General features: G+C 65.3%; 16 protein-coding genes, 1 tRNA gene and 1 pseudogene. 5 read left to right on the top strand and 13 right to left on the bottom strand.

Going from position 1 to position 16,976, the window contains the following annotated elements; translation table 11 throughout:
• A pseudogene (locus tag HNW77_RS17765) lies at positions 1 to 113 on the top strand (IS5/IS1182 family transposase); the annotation flags it as partial.
• Positions 114 to 260: 147 nt separating this feature from the next.
• Here the strand turns inward: HNW77_RS17765 and HNW77_RS11860 are convergent.
• The 9 genes from HNW77_RS11860 to HNW77_RS11820 all read right to left on the bottom strand — a co-directional run bounded on the left by HNW77_RS11860 (position 261) and on the right by HNW77_RS11820 (position 10,266).
• Positions 261 to 1,559: an RsmB/NOP family class I SAM-dependent RNA methyltransferase gene (locus HNW77_RS11860; protein ID WP_172157868.1), complete on the bottom strand. Its 1,299-nt coding sequence runs from the start codon at positions 1,557 to 1,559 to the stop codon at positions 261 to 263.
• A gap of 37 nt (positions 1,560 to 1,596) precedes the next feature.
• Entirely contained in the window at positions 1,597 to 3,099 is a 1,503-nt protein-coding gene (gene guaB, locus HNW77_RS11855; RefSeq protein ID WP_172157867.1) for an IMP dehydrogenase, read from the bottom strand.
• 160 nt (positions 3,100 to 3,259) lie between these two features.
• Positions 3,260 to 4,045, bottom strand: a complete 786-nt coding sequence (locus HNW77_RS11850) for an MBL fold metallo-hydrolase (protein WP_172157866.1) — start codon at positions 4,043 to 4,045, stop codon at positions 3,260 to 3,262.
• A 4-nt stretch (positions 4,046 to 4,049) separates the two neighbouring features.
• Positions 4,050 to 4,847, bottom strand: coding sequence for a TatD family hydrolase (locus HNW77_RS11845; RefSeq protein ID WP_172157865.1), 798 nt, complete (start codon positions 4,845 to 4,847; stop codon positions 4,050 to 4,052).
• On the bottom strand, positions 4,844 to 6,382 hold the full coding sequence (metG, locus tag HNW77_RS11840; RefSeq protein WP_172157864.1) for a methionine--tRNA ligase: 1,539 nt from the start codon (positions 6,380 to 6,382) through the stop codon (positions 4,844 to 4,846). The genes HNW77_RS11845 and metG overlap by 4 nt, the downstream gene beginning before the upstream one ends.
• Complete coding sequence (locus tag HNW77_RS11835) at positions 6,379 to 7,341, bottom strand: DNA polymerase III subunit delta' (protein WP_172157863.1); 963 nt, start codon at positions 7,339 to 7,341, stop codon at positions 6,379 to 6,381. The genes metG and HNW77_RS11835 overlap by 4 nt, the downstream gene beginning before the upstream one ends.
• A complete protein-coding gene (tmk, locus tag HNW77_RS11830; RefSeq protein ID WP_172157862.1) occupies positions 7,334 to 7,969 on the bottom strand; it encodes a dTMP kinase in 636 nt (211 codons plus the stop codon). Before tmk ends, HNW77_RS11835 begins: the two co-directional genes overlap by 8 nt.
• A 3-nt stretch (positions 7,970 to 7,972) precedes the next feature.
• Positions 7,973 to 9,193: a D-alanyl-D-alanine carboxypeptidase family protein gene (locus tag HNW77_RS11825; RefSeq protein WP_241694436.1), complete on the bottom strand. Its 1,221-nt coding sequence runs from the start codon at positions 9,191 to 9,193 to the stop codon at positions 7,973 to 7,975.
• A 56-nt stretch (positions 9,194 to 9,249) separates the two neighbouring features.
• Positions 9,250 to 10,266 (bottom strand): lytic murein transglycosylase, encoded by a 1,017-nt coding sequence (locus HNW77_RS11820; protein ID WP_172157861.1) that lies wholly within the window; start codon positions 10,264 to 10,266, stop codon positions 9,250 to 9,252.
• Between the two features lie 281 nt (positions 10,267 to 10,547).
• On the opposite strand from HNW77_RS11820, the gene HNW77_RS11815 reads away from it, so the two are divergent.
• The gene (locus tag HNW77_RS11815) at positions 10,548 to 11,126 is read left to right on the top strand and encodes a DedA family protein (protein ID WP_172157860.1); all 579 of its coding nucleotides are present in this window, start codon (positions 10,548 to 10,550) and stop codon (positions 11,124 to 11,126) included.
• A complete protein-coding gene (locus HNW77_RS11810) occupies positions 11,123 to 12,217 on the top strand; it encodes a D-alanine--D-alanine ligase (RefSeq protein WP_172157859.1) in 1,095 nt (364 codons plus the stop codon). Before HNW77_RS11815 ends, HNW77_RS11810 begins: the two co-directional genes overlap by 4 nt.
• 168 nt (positions 12,218 to 12,385) lie before the next feature.
• On the opposite strand, the gene HNW77_RS11805 is transcribed toward HNW77_RS11810, so the two are convergent.
• From HNW77_RS11805 to HNW77_RS11795, 3 genes are all read right to left on the bottom strand, one after another.
• Entirely contained in the window at positions 12,386 to 13,549 is a 1,164-nt protein-coding gene (locus HNW77_RS11805; RefSeq protein ID WP_172157857.1) for a pyridoxal phosphate-dependent aminotransferase, read from the bottom strand.
• A gap of 129 nt (positions 13,550 to 13,678) precedes the next feature.
• Positions 13,679 to 13,948 (bottom strand): hypothetical protein, encoded by a 270-nt coding sequence (locus HNW77_RS11800; protein WP_172157855.1) that lies wholly within the window; start codon positions 13,946 to 13,948, stop codon positions 13,679 to 13,681.
• An 82-nt stretch (positions 13,949 to 14,030) separates the two neighbouring features.
• Positions 14,031 to 14,489 carry an MlaD family protein gene (locus HNW77_RS11795; RefSeq protein WP_172157853.1) on the bottom strand — a complete coding sequence of 153 codons (459 nt, stop codon included), beginning with the start codon at positions 14,487 to 14,489 and terminating at the stop codon, positions 14,031 to 14,033.
• A 123-nt stretch (positions 14,490 to 14,612) separates the two neighbouring features.
• On the opposite strand from HNW77_RS11795, the gene HNW77_RS11790 reads away from it, so the two are divergent.
• Positions 14,613 to 15,455, top strand: a complete 843-nt coding sequence (locus HNW77_RS11790) for an undecaprenyl-diphosphate phosphatase (protein WP_172157851.1) — start codon at positions 14,613 to 14,615, stop codon at positions 15,453 to 15,455.
• A gap of 18 nt (positions 15,456 to 15,473) precedes the next feature.
• On the opposite strand, the gene HNW77_RS11785 is transcribed toward HNW77_RS11790, so the two are convergent.
• The gene (locus HNW77_RS11785; protein ID WP_172157849.1) at positions 15,474 to 16,703 is read right to left on the bottom strand and encodes a mechanosensitive ion channel domain-containing protein; all 1,230 of its coding nucleotides are present in this window, start codon (positions 16,701 to 16,703) and stop codon (positions 15,474 to 15,476) included.
• A 177-nt stretch (positions 16,704 to 16,880) separates the two neighbouring features.
• Here HNW77_RS11785 and HNW77_RS11780 point away from each other — a divergent pair.
• A tRNA-Met gene (locus HNW77_RS11780) sits at positions 16,881 to 16,955 on the top strand.
• The last annotated feature ends 21 nt before the right edge of the window (positions 16,956 to 16,976 follow it).

Here is a 16,976-nt window from a genome sequence, read left to right as displayed (position 1 = left end):
ACTTCTTCTGCAAGCTCAAGGAGTTCAAGCGTATCGCCACGCGGAGCGACAAGACAGACAGATCATTCGCAGCGATGATTTATCTCTCCGCTGCAATCATCAATTCACGATAATTCCCAACAGGCCCCAGAAAGCTTCGAAGAATGCCACCTTTTTGAAAAAAGGCAGCACCCAAAAACTTTTGTCATTTTTTATCAATGATTTGTTTTCAAACAGTTTCTTAAAAAAGCATTGCCAAAAGATTTTTCGCGAAACGGATTTCAGCCCGCGTCACGCTGCATGATGGCGGCAAAAAAGCCATCCGTATGGTGCTGGCGCGGCGTCAGGCTGACCTGCCCATCCGTGCTCAGCCCCGCAGGCAGGTCATCCGCCGCACCATCGGGCACGACCAGTGAAAAGCCCGGGTTACGGGCCAGGAAGGCTGCGATCTGGTCGCCATTTTCCTCGCGCAGCACGGAGCAGGTGGCATAGACCATCCGCCCGCCCGGTCGCACCAGGGCTGCGGCGCGGTCCATGATGGCGGCCTGCTTTTCGGTCAGTTCCATAAGGTCCTGTTCGCGCAGGCGCAGGCGGGCATCGGGGTTGCGCCGCCATGTGCCGGTGCCGGTGCACGGCGCATCGACCAGCACGCGGTCAAAGCTGCCACTGCGGCGGCGCGCCCAGCGGTCGCCCGCCACCAGCAGGTGGCGCTCGGCATTATGCACGCCCGCGCGGCGCAGGCGGCGCACCGCCCCTTCCAGCCGGGGTTCGGACACATCGCACGCCACGATATGCCCGCGGTTCTCCATGGTCATGGCCATGCCCAGCGTCTTGCCCGCGGCGCCTGCGCAGTAATCGAGCACGCGCATGCCCGGCCGCGCGCCCACGGCAGCCACCACAAGCTGGCTGCCTTCATCCTGAATTTCGATCAGCCCGCTGCGAAAGGCCGCGCACGACGTAATGGGCTGGCGGCCCGCAACCCGCAGCCCCCACGGCGAGAGCGCGGTATCAACCGCGTGGATGCCCTCCGCCTCAAGCGCCGCCCGTGCCGTGGGGCGGTCGGATTTGAGCAGGTTGACCCGCAGGTCAAGCGTCGCCTCGCCATCCATGGCGGCGAGTTCGGCTTCCAGCCCTTCCCCAAAGGTGCGCTCAAGGCGGGGCAGCAGCCAGTCGGGTACCTCCAGCCGCACGGCAGGCGGCATGTCGGGGTGCAGCAGCCCGTGGCCTTCAAGCTGGGCATACAGGCTGCTCTCCGAGCCGATCAGCCCCAGCGGCGCGTACCGCTCGCCCGTAAAGAGGTGCTGCGGGTTCTCACGCGCCTCCGGGTCGAGCGCCATCATGGCCAGCACCAGCGTGCGCGGCGTGACCTTGCCCCCCACGCGCTCGATCCACCAGTGCAACCTGCGCCAGTGCCGCAGCACGCGCCACACGCGCGCCGAGATGGCCCGGCGGTCGCCGCCGCCAATATAACGCCGCTCCCGAAAGAAGGCATTGGCCAGCGCATCGGCGGGGCGCTGCGGCGTGGCCTCCATTGCGGCAAGCAGGTCAATGGCGGCGGAAAGCCGTGCGCTGGGTGTCATGAATCAGGGAACCGTTATTGTGGAGGGGCCGACAGGATCAGTCCTGCCGGTAGTTCGGGGCTTCACGCGTGATGGATACGTCATGCACGTGGCTCTCGCGCAGGCCCGCGCCGGTAATGCGGCGGAAGCGCGCACGCTTTTGCAAATCGGCAATGGTGGCCGAGCCGGTATAGCCCATGCCTGCGCGCAGGCCGCCCACGAGCTGGTGCACCACCGCCCCCATCGCGCCCTTGTAGGCCACGCGGCCCTCGATGCCCTCGGGCACCATCTTGTGCGTGTCCTTGATGTCCTGCTGGAAGTAGCGGTCCGCCGACCCACGCGACATCGCGCCAAGGCTGCCCATGCCACGATAGGACTTGTAGGTCCGGCCCTGATACAGGAACACCTCGCCCGGCGCCTCTTCCGTGCCGGCAAGCAGCGAGCCGATCATGACCACGTCGGCCCCCGCGCCGATCGCCTTGACGATATCGCCCGAGGTGCGCACGCCGCCATCGGCAATGGCAGGCACGTCAAGTTCATGGCACGCGGCCGCGGTTTCCATCACGGCGGAGAACTGCGGCACACCCACGCCCGCCACCACGCGCGTGGTGCAGATGGAGCCAGGGCCGATGCCCACCTTCACGCAGTCAGCGCCCGCGCCGATCAGCGCCTGCGCGGCCTCGGGCGTGGCCACGTTGCCGGCAATGATCTGGATCTCGTTCTCGATGGCGCGGATGCGCTCGATGCTTTTCAGCACGCCAGCCGAGTGGCCATGGGCGGTGTCGATCACCACCACGTCCACGCCCGCCGCGATCAGTTCACGCGCGCGGGCCACGCCATCATCACCCACGCCGGTGGCGGCAGCACACAGCAGGCGGCCGAGGCTGTCCTTGTTGGCCTGCGGGTACTGCACCGCGCGGTCCATGTCCTTGACGGTGATGAGGCCGATGCAGCGGTCCTCGTCATCCACCACAAGCAGCTTTTCAATGCGGTGGCGGTGCAGGAGCTGGCGGGCCTGGTCACGGTCCACGCCGTTGCGCACGGTCACGAGGTTCTCGCGCGTCATGAGTTCATACACGCGCTGGGCGGGATCGGTGGCAAAGCGCACGTCGCGGTTGGTCAGGATGCCGACCAGGCGGTTGGTCTCGCGCTCGACCACCGGCAGCCCGCTGATGCCGTGGCGCGACATGGTGGCGTTCACTTCCGCCAGGGTCTGGTCGGGATAGACGGTGACCGGGTTGACCACCATGCCCGATTCGAAGCGCTTGACGCGGCGGACCTGCTCGGCCTGCTGCTCGATGGTCAGGTTCTTGTGGATCACGCCCAGCCCGCCATTCTGGGCCATGGCGATGGCCATGTTGTCTTCGGTCACGGTGTCCATGGCCGAGGAAATCAGCGGAATGTTGAGGGTGATCTTGCGGGTCAGCCGGGTTTTGGTCGAGGTCTGCGAAGGCAGCACGCTCGATTCATCGGGAACGACCAGCACGTCATCAAAGGCGAGGGCCTCGCGGATGCGGTCCTCAAGCCGGGGTGTCGATGTGGTTTTGGAAATGGAAGACATGATGCAGGGCCCTCGTCAGCAGATGGCGGCTACCCCGCGCCTCGGGTCACCGACCGTTGGCGCCCCCTCTTAGGGGGCTTGGCGGGCGCTGGCAAGCATTACGCGCGGGCTTCGTGCGCTTTCTGGCCGCATGGGGCAAAAAAACACAGGCAGGCTGCGTTTATGCTGTCAGGCGCAGGCCGTCATACGCCGCCTCGACCCCGGCGGGCAGGTTGGCCAGCATCCAGGCCCAGTCCATGTCCGGCCCCATATGGGTCAGCACGGTGCGGCGCGGCTGTATGACATCGCGCCACGCCAGCACGCGCTCCAGCCAGCCATGCGAGGGATGGGTTTCGCGCTGGAAGCAGTCCACCACCCATGTGTCGACCCCGCGCAGCACGGCAAGGGCGTGCTCGTCCATCTCGGCCACGTCCGTGCAGTAGGCCAGCGGCCCCGCGCGCAGGCCCAGCGTTTCGGTGCGGCCATGGGTCTGGGCAAAAAGCTGCACCTCCATCCCGGCCATGACCTGCGTGGAGGGCAGGCTGACGACATTCACGTCGAATATGGGGCGGAAGATGGCAGGCGGTGTCCAGGGGCGGAAGGCGTAGTCGAAGCGGGTGCGGATCTCCTCGAGCACCGTCTTTGTGCCGTAAATGGGAATGGGGCCGTTGATGATGCGGTTGATGGCGCGCAGTTCATCAAGCCCCAGAATATGATCGGCATGGGCATGGGTGTAGACCACCGCATCGATCATGCCGATGCGCTGCGCAAGAAACTGGTCACGCAGGTCCGGCCCCGTATCAACAAGCAGCCTGCGGCCCGGCCCGTCATCGATCAGCACGGAGGCCCGCGTGCGGCGGTTGCGTGGCTCGGTCGGGTCGCATTCGCCCCAGTCCCCTGCACCATCCGGCCCGCCCAGCATGGGCACCCCCGATGAACCGCCGCAGCCCAGTATGATCATGTCCATGCCGTTATACCGCCTGTGTAAACAGTCGACTGAAATTGCGCGTGGTCATCTCGGCAAATGCCGCATCCTCCATGCCGCGCAGCTCGGCCAGCATGCGCGCGGTATAGGCCACGTAACCCGGCTCGTTGCGCTTGCCGCGCTTCGGCACCGGGGCAAGATAGGGCGAATCGGTCTCGACCAGCAGCCGCTCGGCGGGCACGTCCCTTGCCACGTCACGCACCGCCTGCGCACGGTTGAAGGTGGCGATGCCCGAGAAGCTGATATACCCCCCCAGTTCCAGCGCGCCGCGCGCAAGCGCAGGCCCGGATGAGAAGCAGTGGATCAGGAACGGGAACGCGCCGTGCTTCTCGGTCTCGTCACGCAATATGGCCAGCGTATCGTCATCGGCCTCACGCGTGTGGATGACCAGTGGCAGGCCGGTGCGGCGGGCGGCGTCGATATGCACCCGGAAGCTCTCCTGCTGGCGGGGGCGGACTTCTTCCTTGCCATGGAAGTAATCCAGCCCGCTCTCGCCAATGCCCACCACGCGGGCATCATCGGCCATGGCCGCGAGTTCGGCGCCGGTCGGCAGCGCCTCCTCGTCCACATGGTCGGGATGGGTGCCGATGGTGCACCACACCCGCAGCTCCGGCGCATCGAGCGTGGCCAGCGCCTTCTGCTGCGCCGCGCGTGACAGCCTTGTGCCGATGGTCACCAGCCCGTCCACCCCGGCCTCGCGCGTGCGGGCCAGGACTTCAGGCATTTCCTCAGCGGAGAAGTGGTCGAGATGGCAGTGGGAGTCGGTCAGTCCCGTGCGGGTCATGATGCCTGTGGCTCCTCATGGCGCGGGAACACGCCTTCGGGCTTGGGCAGCACGCGACCTGCGGGCAGCGGGGTGTCGAGGGCTGCAAAATCCCGCTCGCCTTTTTCCACGCCAAGCTGGGTCAGCATCCTGTCCATGCTGCCGGGCATGTAGGGCTGGAGCACGGTGGCGATGATGCGCAGCGCATCGGCCAGCACGCGCAGCACGTCGGCCATGCGCTCGGGGTCGGTTTTCTTGAGCTTCCATGGCGCCTGATGGTCGATATAGGCATTGCAGGCGCGGATCAGCTTCCACACTTCCTCCAGCGCATCGGTCAGGGCCTGACGGTCGATCTGCTGGTGCATGATGTCGGGCAGCAGGCTGGCGGTGGCCAGCAGTTCGCGGTCCTCATCGGTGTGCCTGCCCTGCGCGGGCAGCCTGCCTTCACAGTTGCGCGCAACCTGCGAGAGCGTGCGCTGGGCGAGGTTGCCAAGGTCATTGGCCAGTTCGACATTCATGCGCGTGATGATGGCGCGACGGCTCAGGTCGCTATCGCCGCCAAAGGGCATCTCGCGCATCAGGAAAAAGCGGATGGGGTCGAGGCCGAAGGTCTTCACCAGGTCGCGCGGGTCCACCACGTTGCCCAGCGACTTGCTCATCTTCTGGCCCTCGATGGTCCACCAGCCATGCGAGAACACGCGCTCGGGCAATGGCAGGTCGGCCGCCATGAGCAGCGCGGGCCAGTAAATGGCGTGGAAGCGCAGGATGTCCTTGCCCACAAGGTGCAGGTTGGGCGGCCAGAAGCCCCAACGCGGGGCTGTCTCGTCCGGATAGCCTACGGCCGAGAGGTAGTTGGCCAGCGCATCGACCCACACATACATCACATGCTTCGGGTCCCCCGGAACGGGAATGCCCCAGTTGAAGCTGGTGCGGCTGACCGACAGGTCGCGCAGGCCCTGCTTCACGAAGCTCCTGACCTCGTTGCGGCGGCTGGCAGGCTCGATGAAGCCGGGGCGGGTTTCATAGAGTTCGAGCAGCCTGTCACCGAATTTGGACAGGTTGAAGAAGTAGGACGGCTCCTTCACCCACTCGACGGCGGCACCGGTGGGGGCGACCTTCTTGCCGTCGGGGCCGTCGATGAGTTCTTCCTCGCCATAGAAGCATTCATCGCGGGTTGCGTACCAGCCCTCATAGGCATCGAGGTAGATGTGGCCGTTTTCCTCAAGCTTCTTCCACAGCGCCTGCGCCGCCTGCACATGGCGCGGCTCGGTGGTGCGGATGAAGTCATCGTAGGAGATGTCCATCGTGTCGTACATGTCGCGGAAGTCGGCTGCCACCGCATCGGCGAAGGCCTGCGGCTGCATGCCCTTCGCTGCGGCGGCCTGCTCCACCTTCTGGCCGTGCTCGTCGGTACCGGTCAGGAAAAAGACGTCGAACCCCGCCAGCCGCTTGAAGCGGGCAATCACGTCGGCTGCGACCGAGGTGTAGGCGTGGCCGATATGAGGCGCCCCGTTCACGTAATAGATTGGTGTTGTGACGTAGTAGCGCCGTGTCATGTTTCACTCACCCGCGCAAGGGCCGTAAGGACCGCCTGCTGTTTATCCAGATTGAACTGTTCCGTCTCCGCGCGCAGCCGCATCATGTCCTGCCACAGCAGGGCCAGGCGGGCCGGGCGCAGATCCTCTTTTTGCACCCTGTCCGTGCTGGCGGCCAAGGCGCGTGCCTTCTGAGATATGGCATCACACAGCAGATCGAAAAAGACGTAAAAGTCATTTTCCCGTTTTGTGACCTGCGCTGCGATGTCGTAACCCGCCTCCTCGCCTGCCGTGCCCGCCATCACATCCGCCACCAGCCGCGACAGGGCCGGGCCGTCACCGCCAAGCAGTTCGCGCGCCTTGCCCGGCGCACCATGCGCAAGTGGAATGATGGCCTCGATCTCATCGGGCGGGGGGGCATCGGGCATGGCGGCGAGTGCCGCGCGCATCGTCGCTTCATCAAGGGCCGACAGGCCCAGCACCCGGCAGCGGCTGCGGATGGTGGGCAGCAGGCGGCCGGGCACGGCGGTGGTCAGGATCAGGATCGCGCGCTCGGGCGGTTCCTCCAGAATCTTGAGGATGGCGTTGGCCGCCGTGCGGTTCATGTATTCCGCGCCATCGACGATCACCACCCGCCAGCCGCCCTCGGCCGCCGTGCGCCGCAGGAAGGCACCGATGGGGCGGATGTCATCGCCCACGATCTCGCGGCGCAGGCGATTGCGCTTTTCATCCATGCCGCGCGCAATGACCAGCAGGTCGGCATGGGTGCCAGCCGTGACGCGACGGCCCACCGGGCTGTCATGGTCCTCGGCGCGCAGCAGGGCGCGGGCCATGAGAAAAGCCATGCTGGCCTTGCCAATGCCCTCCGGCCCGGTCAGCAGCCAGGCATGGTGCAGTCGCCCCGTGTGCATGACCGCCTGGAATTCCCGCCATGCCGCGTCATGGCCCAGCAGGCGGCGGCAGGCGCGTGGGTCATGCATGGGGCAGTAGCGGGGCTACGGCATCGCGCAGGGCCTGCTGCACCGCCTGCGGGGTGCCACTGGCATCAATGCGGCGGCAGCGCGCGGCGTCGCGCCGGGCAATGGCGTCAAAACCCGCGGCCACGCGGGCATGGAAGGCGGCCCCTTCCGCCTCGTAGCGGTCGGTGCGGGCATCACCCCGCCCGGCCAGGCGGGCCTGCGCCACGGCAGGGGGCACCTCGAGCATGAAGGTCAGGTCGGGCGTGACCGGGATCAACTCACGCAGGGTGGCGATCAGGCCCAGCATGGCGGGGTCGCCGTGGCTCAGGCCGTAACCCTGATAGGCTTCGGTTGAATCGGTAAAGCGGTCACAGATCACCACGCCGCCACGGGCCAGCATGGGCGCGATGCGCTGATCGACATGGTCGGCACGGGCGGCGAAATGGGCCATGACCTCGGCGCGGGCCGAAAGGCCGTGCCCGCCAAACAGCAGCAGTTCACGCAGCGCCTCGGCCCCCGGCGTGCCACCCGGCTCGCGCGTGAGGTCGACATCATGCCCCTGCGCGCGCAGGGAGTCGGCCAGCAGCCGCGCCTGGGTGGACTTGCCCGCCCCCTCGCCGCCCTCAAGGGTAATGAACAGGCCGGTCATGGCCTAGCCGTGCCCCAGCTTGCGGCCCAGCACCGCCGTGGCGCGGCCCATCAGCCCAAGGCGCGGCACATCGGCCCCCGCCACCAGCGGGATGCGGATCTCGGCCAGGCCCGTATTGGCGATCACCATCTCGCCAAGCTGCTGGCCCGCGGTTATGGGGGCGGGCACGGGGCTGCGGTAGTCCATGCTCACATGCACCCGGTTCTGCCAGCCATGCGGCAGGGTGAGCGTGACATCACGCGTGGCCACCAGCGGCACGGTGGGGGCGTGGCCCAGCCACACCGGGGCATGATCCACCACGGCGCCATTATGGAGCAGGGTCGCGTTCTCGAAATTGACGAACGACCACTCGAACAGCCGCTCGCCCTCATTGGCGCGCGCGTTGCTGCTGGGCAGGCCGTTGATGGCCATGACCACGCGGTTGCCGCCGCGCTCGGCGCTGGCGCACAGGCCGAAGCCACCGGCATCGGTATGGCCGGTCTTGAGCCCGTCAGCCACGCCCCTGACCACCAGCGCGTTGCGGTTCTCCTGCGCGATCTTGTTGTAGCGGAAGCTCTTTTCCGAGAAGAAATGGTAGTATTCGGGGTAATCATGGATCAGGTGCATGGCGATGGTCGCCACATCGCGCGCGGACATGTAATGCCCGTCCATCGGCCAGCCGGTCGCGTTGAGGAAGTGGGTGTTGGTCATGCCCAGTTGTGCCGCCTGCGTGTTCATGAGGCTGACGAACTGGTCTTCGGAGCCTGCAATGCCTTCGGCCAGCACGATGCAGGCATCATTGCCGGACTGGATCACCATGCCCTGGATCAGGTCGGCCACGGCCACGGTACCGTTGAGCGGCACGAACATCTTCGAGCCCTGCATGCGCCATGCCTTCTCGCTGACCGGCAGCATCTGCTCCAGCGTCAGCCTGCCCGCGCGCAGCATGCTGAACACGATATAGGCGGTCATCATCTTGGTCAGTGATGAGGGCGGCATGCGCTCGTCGGCTGCCTTCTCCAGTATCACCGCGCCGGTGGTGTAATCGACGATGCACGCCCAGCGCGCGATGGTGTCGATCGGGCCGATCAGGCTGTTGGCGGGCGAGGACGCAACGACAGGCGCTGCCGCATCGACTGCGGCAGGACCGGCCAGGTGGCGGCGCCGGGCCGCGGGGGCGGCAAGCGCCGTGGTGGAGAAAAGAAGGCTGGTGGCCCCAGCCAGAAGGAAACGTCGGGTGTGCATTGCGTCCTTGGTCCGGTAGGTGCCAGCCGCGCGCAGGACTGGCGTGACGGGAGCCGTCAGGTGATTTCGTTGCCGAGCAGGCCCACGGCCAGCGCATAGAAATCGGAAGGATTATAGCGACGGATCGCGGCGAAATTGCGATAGACCATGAAAGCCTCGCCCCCTGGCCCATCGGGGCGCAGCACCGCGCCGGTCGTGGTGGGGTCGGCAAAGGGAGCGCCGCCCATCTGGCGGATGCCCAGGCTCATCCATTGGGCATGGGTGCGGATGTGGCCGCGCCCGAGTTCGGATTGCGCCACGCTGTCCGGCACGGTGATTTCCTGCCCCCAGCTTTCGCCGCCCACCCAGCCCGAGCCTGCCAGGTAGTTGGCGATGGAGCCAAAGATGTCGGGCATGGAGTGCCAGATGTCACGCCGGCCATCGCCGTCGATATCCACGGCGTATTTCACGTAGGCGCTGGGCATGAACTGCGGCTGGCCCATCGCGCCGGCGTAGCTGCCGGTCATGAGGTCGGGCGTGATGTCGCCCGCGTTGAGGATGGCAAGCGCGTGGAAAAGCTCATCATGGAAGAATTTCGCCCGCCTGCCCTCAAAGGCCAGCGTGCACAGCGCATCGACGACCGTGAATCGGCCGGTCAGCGTGCCATAGGCCGATTCCAGCCCCCATATGCCCATCACCGCGCCGGGCGAGACGTTATAGCGGGTCAGCACCTGCTGCTCGAGCACGTTGCGCTGGGCTGCGAAGGCGGTGCGTCCGTCACTGATCTTGCGCGCGCCGAGCACGCGGCTGCGGTACTGCGCCCAGGTCAGGTGGAATTCGGGCTGGTTGCGGTCGCGCTGGATAACCTGCGCATTGGGGGCGTGAAGGTCGAGCGCCTGGGTTACGGCTGGCGCGTCCAGCCCCTGCCGAATCGCCTCGCGCCGGATGCCGGCAAGAAAGGCGGCATAATCCCCGCCCCCCGCCGGTGCGGCCGGGGGCGTGTGGCGTGCTGCCTGCGCGGGCAGCAGCCATGCGGCACCCGCCCCGGCAAGGGAGGCGGCGGCGGCATGAAGGAGGCGACGACGTACGAGCATGTCAGATGCTGTGCCACGCCCCCACGCCCGTTTCAATCTCTGACTTGCGCCTGCGGCCCCCTGGCGGGTGGCGCGATACATTATGCGACATAATTTCGCGTTTGTGACCATAGGCGAAGCATGCAACAAGAACGCCGGACGCCGCCCCGCGTTGGGCGGATGGCCGATCTTTTTTACCTGCCCGCATGCCCCGCCCGCATGCCGGGCCGACCAGAAGGCACGTTCTTGTCCAGCCACGGTTTACCCTGCCTGCCCCGCCCGGATGTGCAAAAGCGCGCCGCATGCCCGCGTCGCTGACCGCTTTCCTTGCCACGGCGGGCGCCTCCCCCTTCATGCAGGCGCTGGCGATCATCGTCGGCACCTTCATACTGGAGGATGCGGCCACCATCCTGACCGCCATGCAGGTGCGCACCGGCCATGTGGCGCTGTGGGTGGCGCTGGTGGCGCTGTATATCGGCATCGTGGTGGGTGACATGGGGCTGTATGGCATGGGCAGGCTGGCTGCCCTGTGGCCGCCCGCGCGGCGGTGGATCACGCTGCCCGGCGGCGCGCGCGAGGGCAAGTGGTTCGACCGCAACGTGTTCCGCATCGTGTTCATCAGCCGCTTCATACCCGGCGCCCGCTTGCCGCTTTATACCGCATGTGGTTTCTTCCAGGCCCGGTTCGGGCTGTTCTGCATCGCGGCCATCGCGGCCACGCTGATCTGGACAACCATGCTGTTCCTTGTCTCGCTCCAGGTGGGGCAGTTCCTGATCGACCATCTGGGAACATGGAAATGGGCGGGCATGGGCGGTTTTGTCCTGACCATCCTTCTGATAAGCCGCATGATCGCACGTTTGCAGGGTAACGAGACCAGATGACCGACACCACCACCACCGTGAACGGCCGGCCCGATGCGCGGCCTGCCGCCCCCACGGTTTCCGCCTTCGAGTTCTGGCCCGGCTGGATCTTCTATACCCCCATCGTGCTGTACTGGATCCTGCTCGGGCTGCGCTACCGCGATTTCAGCCTGCCCACCGCCGCCAACCCCCGCATCGAGACCGGCGGGCTGTGTGGCGAGAGCAAAAGCTCGATCCTGGACATGGCAGGCGATGAGGCCCGCCAGTGGATCGCCCCCTACGCGGTGCTGACCACGGGCGAGAATGATACCACCCGCGCCCTGGCCGCCATGGAGCAGGCGGGGCTGTCCTTTCCCGTCGTGCTCAAGCCCGATGTGGGCTGCAACGGCACGGGCGTGCGCATCATGCGCGATGCCGACAGCCTGCGCGAGGGCCTGGCCGCCTTTGGCCGCGGGGTTGCGGTCATGCTCCAGCACCTGATCCCCTACGGGCATGAGGTGGGCATATTCTACATCCGCCACCCTGATGAGGTGGAGGGGCGCATCACCTCGCTCACCTACAAGGAAGTACCCTGCCTGACGGGTGATGGCCACTCCACGGTGGAAGACCTGCTCCACGCCGACCCGCGCACCCGCCTCGTGCCGCACATCTATATTCCCCGCCTCAGGCCGCGCCTGCAGGAGGTGCCGCCCGCCGGGCAATCCCTGCCGCTGGTCTTTGCAGGCAATCACTGCAAGGGCTCGATCTTCCATGACTGCGCCACCGACATCACGCCCGCCCTCACCGCGCGGGTGAATGCGATCATGCGCGATATTCCCGATTTTCATTTTGGCCGCATCGACGCCAAGGCCCCGAGCCTCGCCCATCTGCGCGAGGGCAAGGATTTCCAGATCATCGAGATCAATGGCGTGGGCTCCGAGGCCACCCATATCTGGGATGCGCGCACCACCCTGCGCGATGCCTACGCCACGCAGTTCCTGCACTATGGCGAGACCTTTCGCATCGGTGCGAAAAAGCGCCGCGAGGGCTGGAAGAGCAGCGGCGCGATGGCCATGCTGCGCGCCTGGCTGCGCCAGCGCAAACTCATGGCCACCTACCCGCTTAACGACTGAACCCGCGCGGTGGTCATGCATCGCGGTTCCCAACGCGCGGCGCTCCATCATTGCAGGCAGATGCACCGGGCGGTAGCGACCGGATTTTTTCCACCAGCCGCATCCATCGGGCGCCGTGTCCGTGCATGGCGCGGAGCGCACGCGCTCACGCGGCAGGCCGGGTCATAATCAGGCGGTATGAAGGGCGTTTTGTGCCTTTTCGGCCTGCGCGCGAAACCACGGGACCATGCGGCGGATGGCTTCCTCGATCAGGTCGGTCGATACGGCAAAGCTGAAGCGGATGAAATGCTGCCCGTCCACGGGGTCAAAATCGACGCCCGGCGCGGTGGTCACCCCCGTGTCACGCAGCAGTTGCGTGCAGAAGGCGATGCTGTCATCGGTCAGGTGACGAATATCGGCATAGATGTAAAACGCGCCATCGGGCGGGGCGATATGGGTCAGCCCCATTTCAGGCAGGGCCTTGAGCAGCAGGTCGCGATTACGCCGGTAGGTGGCCAGGTGGCCTTCAAGCTCCGCCCCGCAGTCAAACGCCACGAGCGCGGCATGCTGGCTCAGCGCCGGAGGGGTCAGGAACAGGTTGCCCATGCGCGCGCGGGCGGCCTCCACCTTTTCAGGCGGCACGACAAGCCAGCCCAGCCGCCACGGGGCCATGCTGAAATATTTGGAGAAACTGTTCACCACCAGCGCCTGCGGGTCATATTCCAGTACGCTGTGGGCGGGCTCGCCGTAGCTCAGGCCGTGATAGATCTCATCGGAAATGATGCGGATGCCGCGCGCGCGGCACACTGCGGCAATGGCCTGCATCTCATCCGCTGAAAGGATGGTGCCGGTGGGGTTGGCGGGGCTGGCCAGAATCAGCCCGTCAGGCGCCGGGTCGAGGGCTGCGATGGCCTGCGCGCTGATCTGGAAACGCTCGGCCTCCCCACAGGCGATCTCGATGGGGTCCATGTGCAGGGCGCGCAGCACGTTGCGATAGGCCACGTAACCCGGCCGCGCCATGGCCACGCGCGCACCCGGCACGAAGCTGACGGTCACGGCCAGCACCAGCGCGGGCGATGCGCCACAGGTCAGGATGACCTGATCGGGTGCCAGGGTGACGCCATAGGTATCGTGATAATGGCGGGCGATGCGGGCCTTCAGGGGCTGGCTTTCCCAATAACCCATGGGGTCGGTGGCGAGTACGTGCTGCGCGCGCTCGATCGCGGCACGGGGCGCGCCGGTGGAAGGCTGGCCGAACTCCATATGGATGATGCTGCGCCCCTCGCCCGCGAGTTGATGCGCCAGCGCGCTGATGGTCATTGCATGAAAAGGATCAATCCGGGGCACAGTCATCACGACCTCAAGACAGAAATGCAGTTGCAGATCATGCCTGCCATACAAGACAATACCGTGCCCCGTAAGGGCAATCAGGCCAGAACCACGGTGAATGACGCGTGACCGTTACGGATGATGGCCGCAAGGTCAGGTATGATCCGGCCCCGGCAGGCGACCACGCCGCCGGATCAGGTTATGGGCGGCATCTGACAGATACTGGTCATAACCGGGGCCGAAAGGTTCAGGCAGCACACGCTCGAGGGTACCAAGCAGTTCGTCAAAGGCCCAATAGTCTGCATCCCGATTGCCAGGAACCTGAAATTTTCCACATTCAGGGCGGTCCGGTTCCCGTGACAGGATTTCAAACAGGATCAGCGCTTCTGCCCTGCCGAGTGTGATGCTGACAGTCCCTGCCATATCATCGTTTTGTTCAGGAACGACTGCTAATCAATGACATCCTGAATGGTTTTTTCATGCCATGCCGCCGCAACAGGACCATTTAATTACCGGGCAGGCCACCATTGCCGAAGATGTAGTTGCTCACCTGCTGCTCAAGGCTGAGGGGTTCGCGCGTATTGGTGATGACCGTGCCCGGCGCGATGCGGCCCGGGGCCTGCCCGGCCTCGACCATCAGGGCGGTATCGGCCGTGAGCGTGGGGCTACCGATTGAAATGACTGTATCTTCCGGTAGCAACACGGTGCGGTCGAGTGTAAAACCCACATTGGCCATGTAGGTGGCGGGGTCGAGCGCAATGGAGGTGACGCGGCCCACGGGCACGCCATCCATGTCAACATCCGCGCCGACCTTCAGCCCGTTGGCCGACACGAAACGCGCCATGACGGGATAGCGGTCATGTGATCCACCGCTTTGCGCGGCACGGGCGTAAATACAGAAGCCGCCCGCCACCAGAAGGACCAGCCCGCTGCATATGATCGCCCCACTTCTCTGCCGTGCCATGCTGGCTCCCTGCCCGCCCGTGCGCCACACCATCCCGAAAGCTGCCGCAATGCGGTGCGAGGGGAATGCGGCGCGACATCTTGCCTTATCTTTTCATTCTACTGCGTCATGGACGGGGGGACAATGACACTCCTTCAGGCTATCATTATTGCCATCATTCAGGGGGCGACCGAACAGTTCCCCATCAGCAGCCTCGGGCATGCGGCCATCGTGCCAGCCATGCTGCACTGGCCACTCGACCTGCATGGGGAGATGTTCCTGCCCCTGCTGGTCATGCTGCACCTGGGCACCTGTGCAGCCCTTCTGGTCTTTTTCTGGCGCGACTGGGTTGCGCTGTTCACCGGCGCTGCGGGCCGGCATGGCGAGACCTGCCAGATGGACAGCATCCGCATCCTTGCCCTGCTGGTCGTGGCCACCATTCCCGCCGTGCTGATTGGCGGCCTGTTCGAGCATGCCATCCGCAACCTTTTCGGCACGGCGCGTTACGCTGCGGTTTTCCTCACCCTCAACGGCGTCATGCTGCTGGCTGTCGACCGCATGCGCGCCACCCTGCGCCACCACAACGACCGCCCGCTCGCAGCCCTTGGCTTTGGCGAGGCGCTGGTGATCGGGCTGTTCCAGTGCCTGGCCTTCTTCCCCGGCCTGTCGCGCTCGGGCGCGTGCATCGTGGGCGGGCTGCTGCGCGGCCTGTCGCATGAGAATGCGGCGCGCTTCTCCTTCCTCATGGCGCAACCGGTCATTCTGGCCGCCACCGTGCTCGAGGCGCTGAAACTGCGCCATGCCCCGCCCCAGCCCGAGCAGATGCACATGGCCATCATCGCCGCCATCGTGGCCGGTGTCGTGGCGCTGGTGTGCACCGGCATCCTCATGCGCTACTTCCGCGACCATGAGGACTGGGCGCTGCGCCCGTTTGGCTGGTACTGCATTGGCGCAGGCGCAACCGCGTTTCTCTACCTGTCGTTCTGAGCCAGTTGCATGGCGCGCTCAGCCATGGCCCTGGCCGCCATCGCCGAGCCCCATGCCACCGCCACCCGCGCCATTGCGCGGGCCAAGATAGGCCCCCGGCGGCGGCCGCCTGACAGGGGGCGACAGCGCTGCCGGGTCGGTCATCACATCCAGCCCCGAGACGGACGCCACATGCGACAGGCGCTCACGCGGCAGCGCCTCTGGGCATTCATCACGAAGATAGGCGATGATCTGTTCGCGGATCTCGCAGCGCAGGTCCCAGCTCTGCATGGCCGAACGCGCGCTGGCAATCACGCGCACGGTCATGACATGTGCATTGCAGTCAGCCACCTGCACGGCAAACTCCTTGCCATCCCACAAGGGTGCTGAATGCACGATCTCACGCAGGCGCTCGCGGATGCGGTCCATCGGCGCGTTGAAATCAAGATGCAGGAACACAACCCCGATCAGGGCCGCCGAATTATGGGTCCAGTTCTGGAACGTGTTTTCAAGAAAATACGAGATCGGCACGATATGCCGCCGCCAGTCCCACACCCGCAGCACAACATAGGTTGAGGTAATCTCCTCCACCCAGGCCCAGTCGCCATTGATGATGATGAGGTCTTCCATGCGGATGGGCTGGGTCATGGCGATCTGCATGCCCGCGAACAGGTTGGTCAGCAGCGGGCGGGCAGCCAGACCCACGACAAGGGATGCGGCACCGGCGGAGGCGAACAGGCTCAGCCCGTACTGCCGCACCGGCTCGAATGTCATGAGTGCGGCCCCTATGGTGAGCAGGCCGATCAGCAGGTCGCTCGTGCGGCGCAGCACGCGCACCTGTGTCATGTGGGTGCGCAGCAGGATGTCATCCTTGTCATCCTGGCCGTTGATGCGCTTGAGGTAGGCATCGGACAGGATACGGGTGGCCACCACGGCGGCATAGCCCAGCATGAGCACGAACAGCACCACCAGCGCGTGGGTGGTGGCCTGCATGATGTCATAGGGCAGGCCCGACACCGGCAGCGCCGTGCCCACGAACATGATGACCAGCATGATGCGCACCGGGCGCTGCATGGCCATGGTGAACGAACGCACGAAGGCCCCACGCTTCTGCCCCGGTATGCGCACGATGAGTTTCGTGATGAACCGGCTGAACATTTCCGCCACCAGTCCCGCCACGCACAGCATGAGGATGGAGGACAGCAGCCCCGGCAGCCATCCGAACAGGTGCCTGATACGGGTCAGAAGTGTAAGGAATTCGGTTTTCACGAAGGATGCACAGCCTTTTCTGGTCGTTTCCGTTTGAAGGGGTGGGTCTGCCTTAGTACCCCCTACCGGGTGGATGTACCAAATCCGGGGCTTTTTTATGTGTTTTGTACCCGAATGCGAAAACACGGGTTGACTTGCCCCATGAGCACGGGTATTCCGCACTCATCCTAACGCGATGGCGGTGTAGCTCAGCGGTAGAGCAGGGGAATCATAATCCCTTGGTCGGCGGTTCAAATCCGTCCACCGCTACCATCTGCGTTAGGATTGATTTTC

The sequence above is a fragment of the Komagataeibacter melomenusus genome (assembly GCF_013155395.1).
In the GTDB taxonomy this organism is placed as follows: Bacteria; Pseudomonadota; Alphaproteobacteria; order Acetobacterales; family Acetobacteraceae; genus Komagataeibacter; species Komagataeibacter melomenusus.
Note: the sequence above shows the minus strand (reverse complement) of the source record. Positions and strands in the feature narration are given on the sequence as shown.

Coding starts and splice junctions, on each gene's coding strand:
- HNW77_RS11850 (WP_172157866.1), bottom strand. CDS start 4,045: ATGGACATGATCATACTGGGCTGCGGCGGTTCATCGGGGGTGCCCATG.
- tmk (WP_172157862.1), bottom strand. CDS start 7,969: ATGACCGGCCTGTTCATTACCCTTGAGGGCGGCGAGGGGGCGGGCAAG.
- metG (WP_172157864.1), bottom strand. CDS start 6,382: ATGACACGGCGCTACTACGTCACAACACCAATCTATTACGTGAACGGG.
- HNW77_RS11825 (WP_241694436.1), bottom strand. CDS start 9,193: ATGCACACCCGACGTTTCCTTCTGGCTGGGGCCACCAGCCTTCTTTTC.
- HNW77_RS11790 (WP_172157851.1), top strand. CDS start 14,613: ATGACACTCCTTCAGGCTATCATTATTGCCATCATTCAGGGGGCGACC.
- HNW77_RS11810 (WP_172157859.1), top strand. CDS start 11,123: ATGACCGACACCACCACCACCGTGAACGGCCGGCCCGATGCGCGGCCT.
- HNW77_RS11800 (WP_172157855.1), bottom strand. CDS start 13,948: ATGGCAGGGACTGTCAGCATCACACTCGGCAGGGCAGAAGCGCTGATC.
- HNW77_RS11795 (WP_172157853.1), bottom strand. CDS start 14,489: ATGGCACGGCAGAGAAGTGGGGCGATCATATGCAGCGGGCTGGTCCTT.
- guaB (WP_172157867.1), bottom strand. CDS start 3,099: ATGTCTTCCATTTCCAAAACCACATCGACACCCCGGCTTGAGGACCGC.
- HNW77_RS11815 (WP_172157860.1), top strand. CDS start 10,548: ATGCCCGCGTCGCTGACCGCTTTCCTTGCCACGGCGGGCGCCTCCCCC.
- HNW77_RS11820 (WP_172157861.1), bottom strand. CDS start 10,266: ATGCTCGTACGTCGTCGCCTCCTTCATGCCGCCGCCGCCTCCCTTGCC.
- HNW77_RS11835 (WP_172157863.1), bottom strand. CDS start 7,341: ATGCATGACCCACGCGCCTGCCGCCGCCTGCTGGGCCATGACGCGGCA.
- HNW77_RS11860 (WP_172157868.1), bottom strand. CDS start 1,559: ATGACACCCAGCGCACGGCTTTCCGCCGCCATTGACCTGCTTGCCGCA.
- HNW77_RS11805 (WP_172157857.1), bottom strand. CDS start 13,549: ATGACTGTGCCCCGGATTGATCCTTTTCATGCAATGACCATCAGCGCG.
- HNW77_RS11845 (WP_172157865.1), bottom strand. CDS start 4,847: ATGACCCGCACGGGACTGACCGACTCCCACTGCCATCTCGACCACTTC.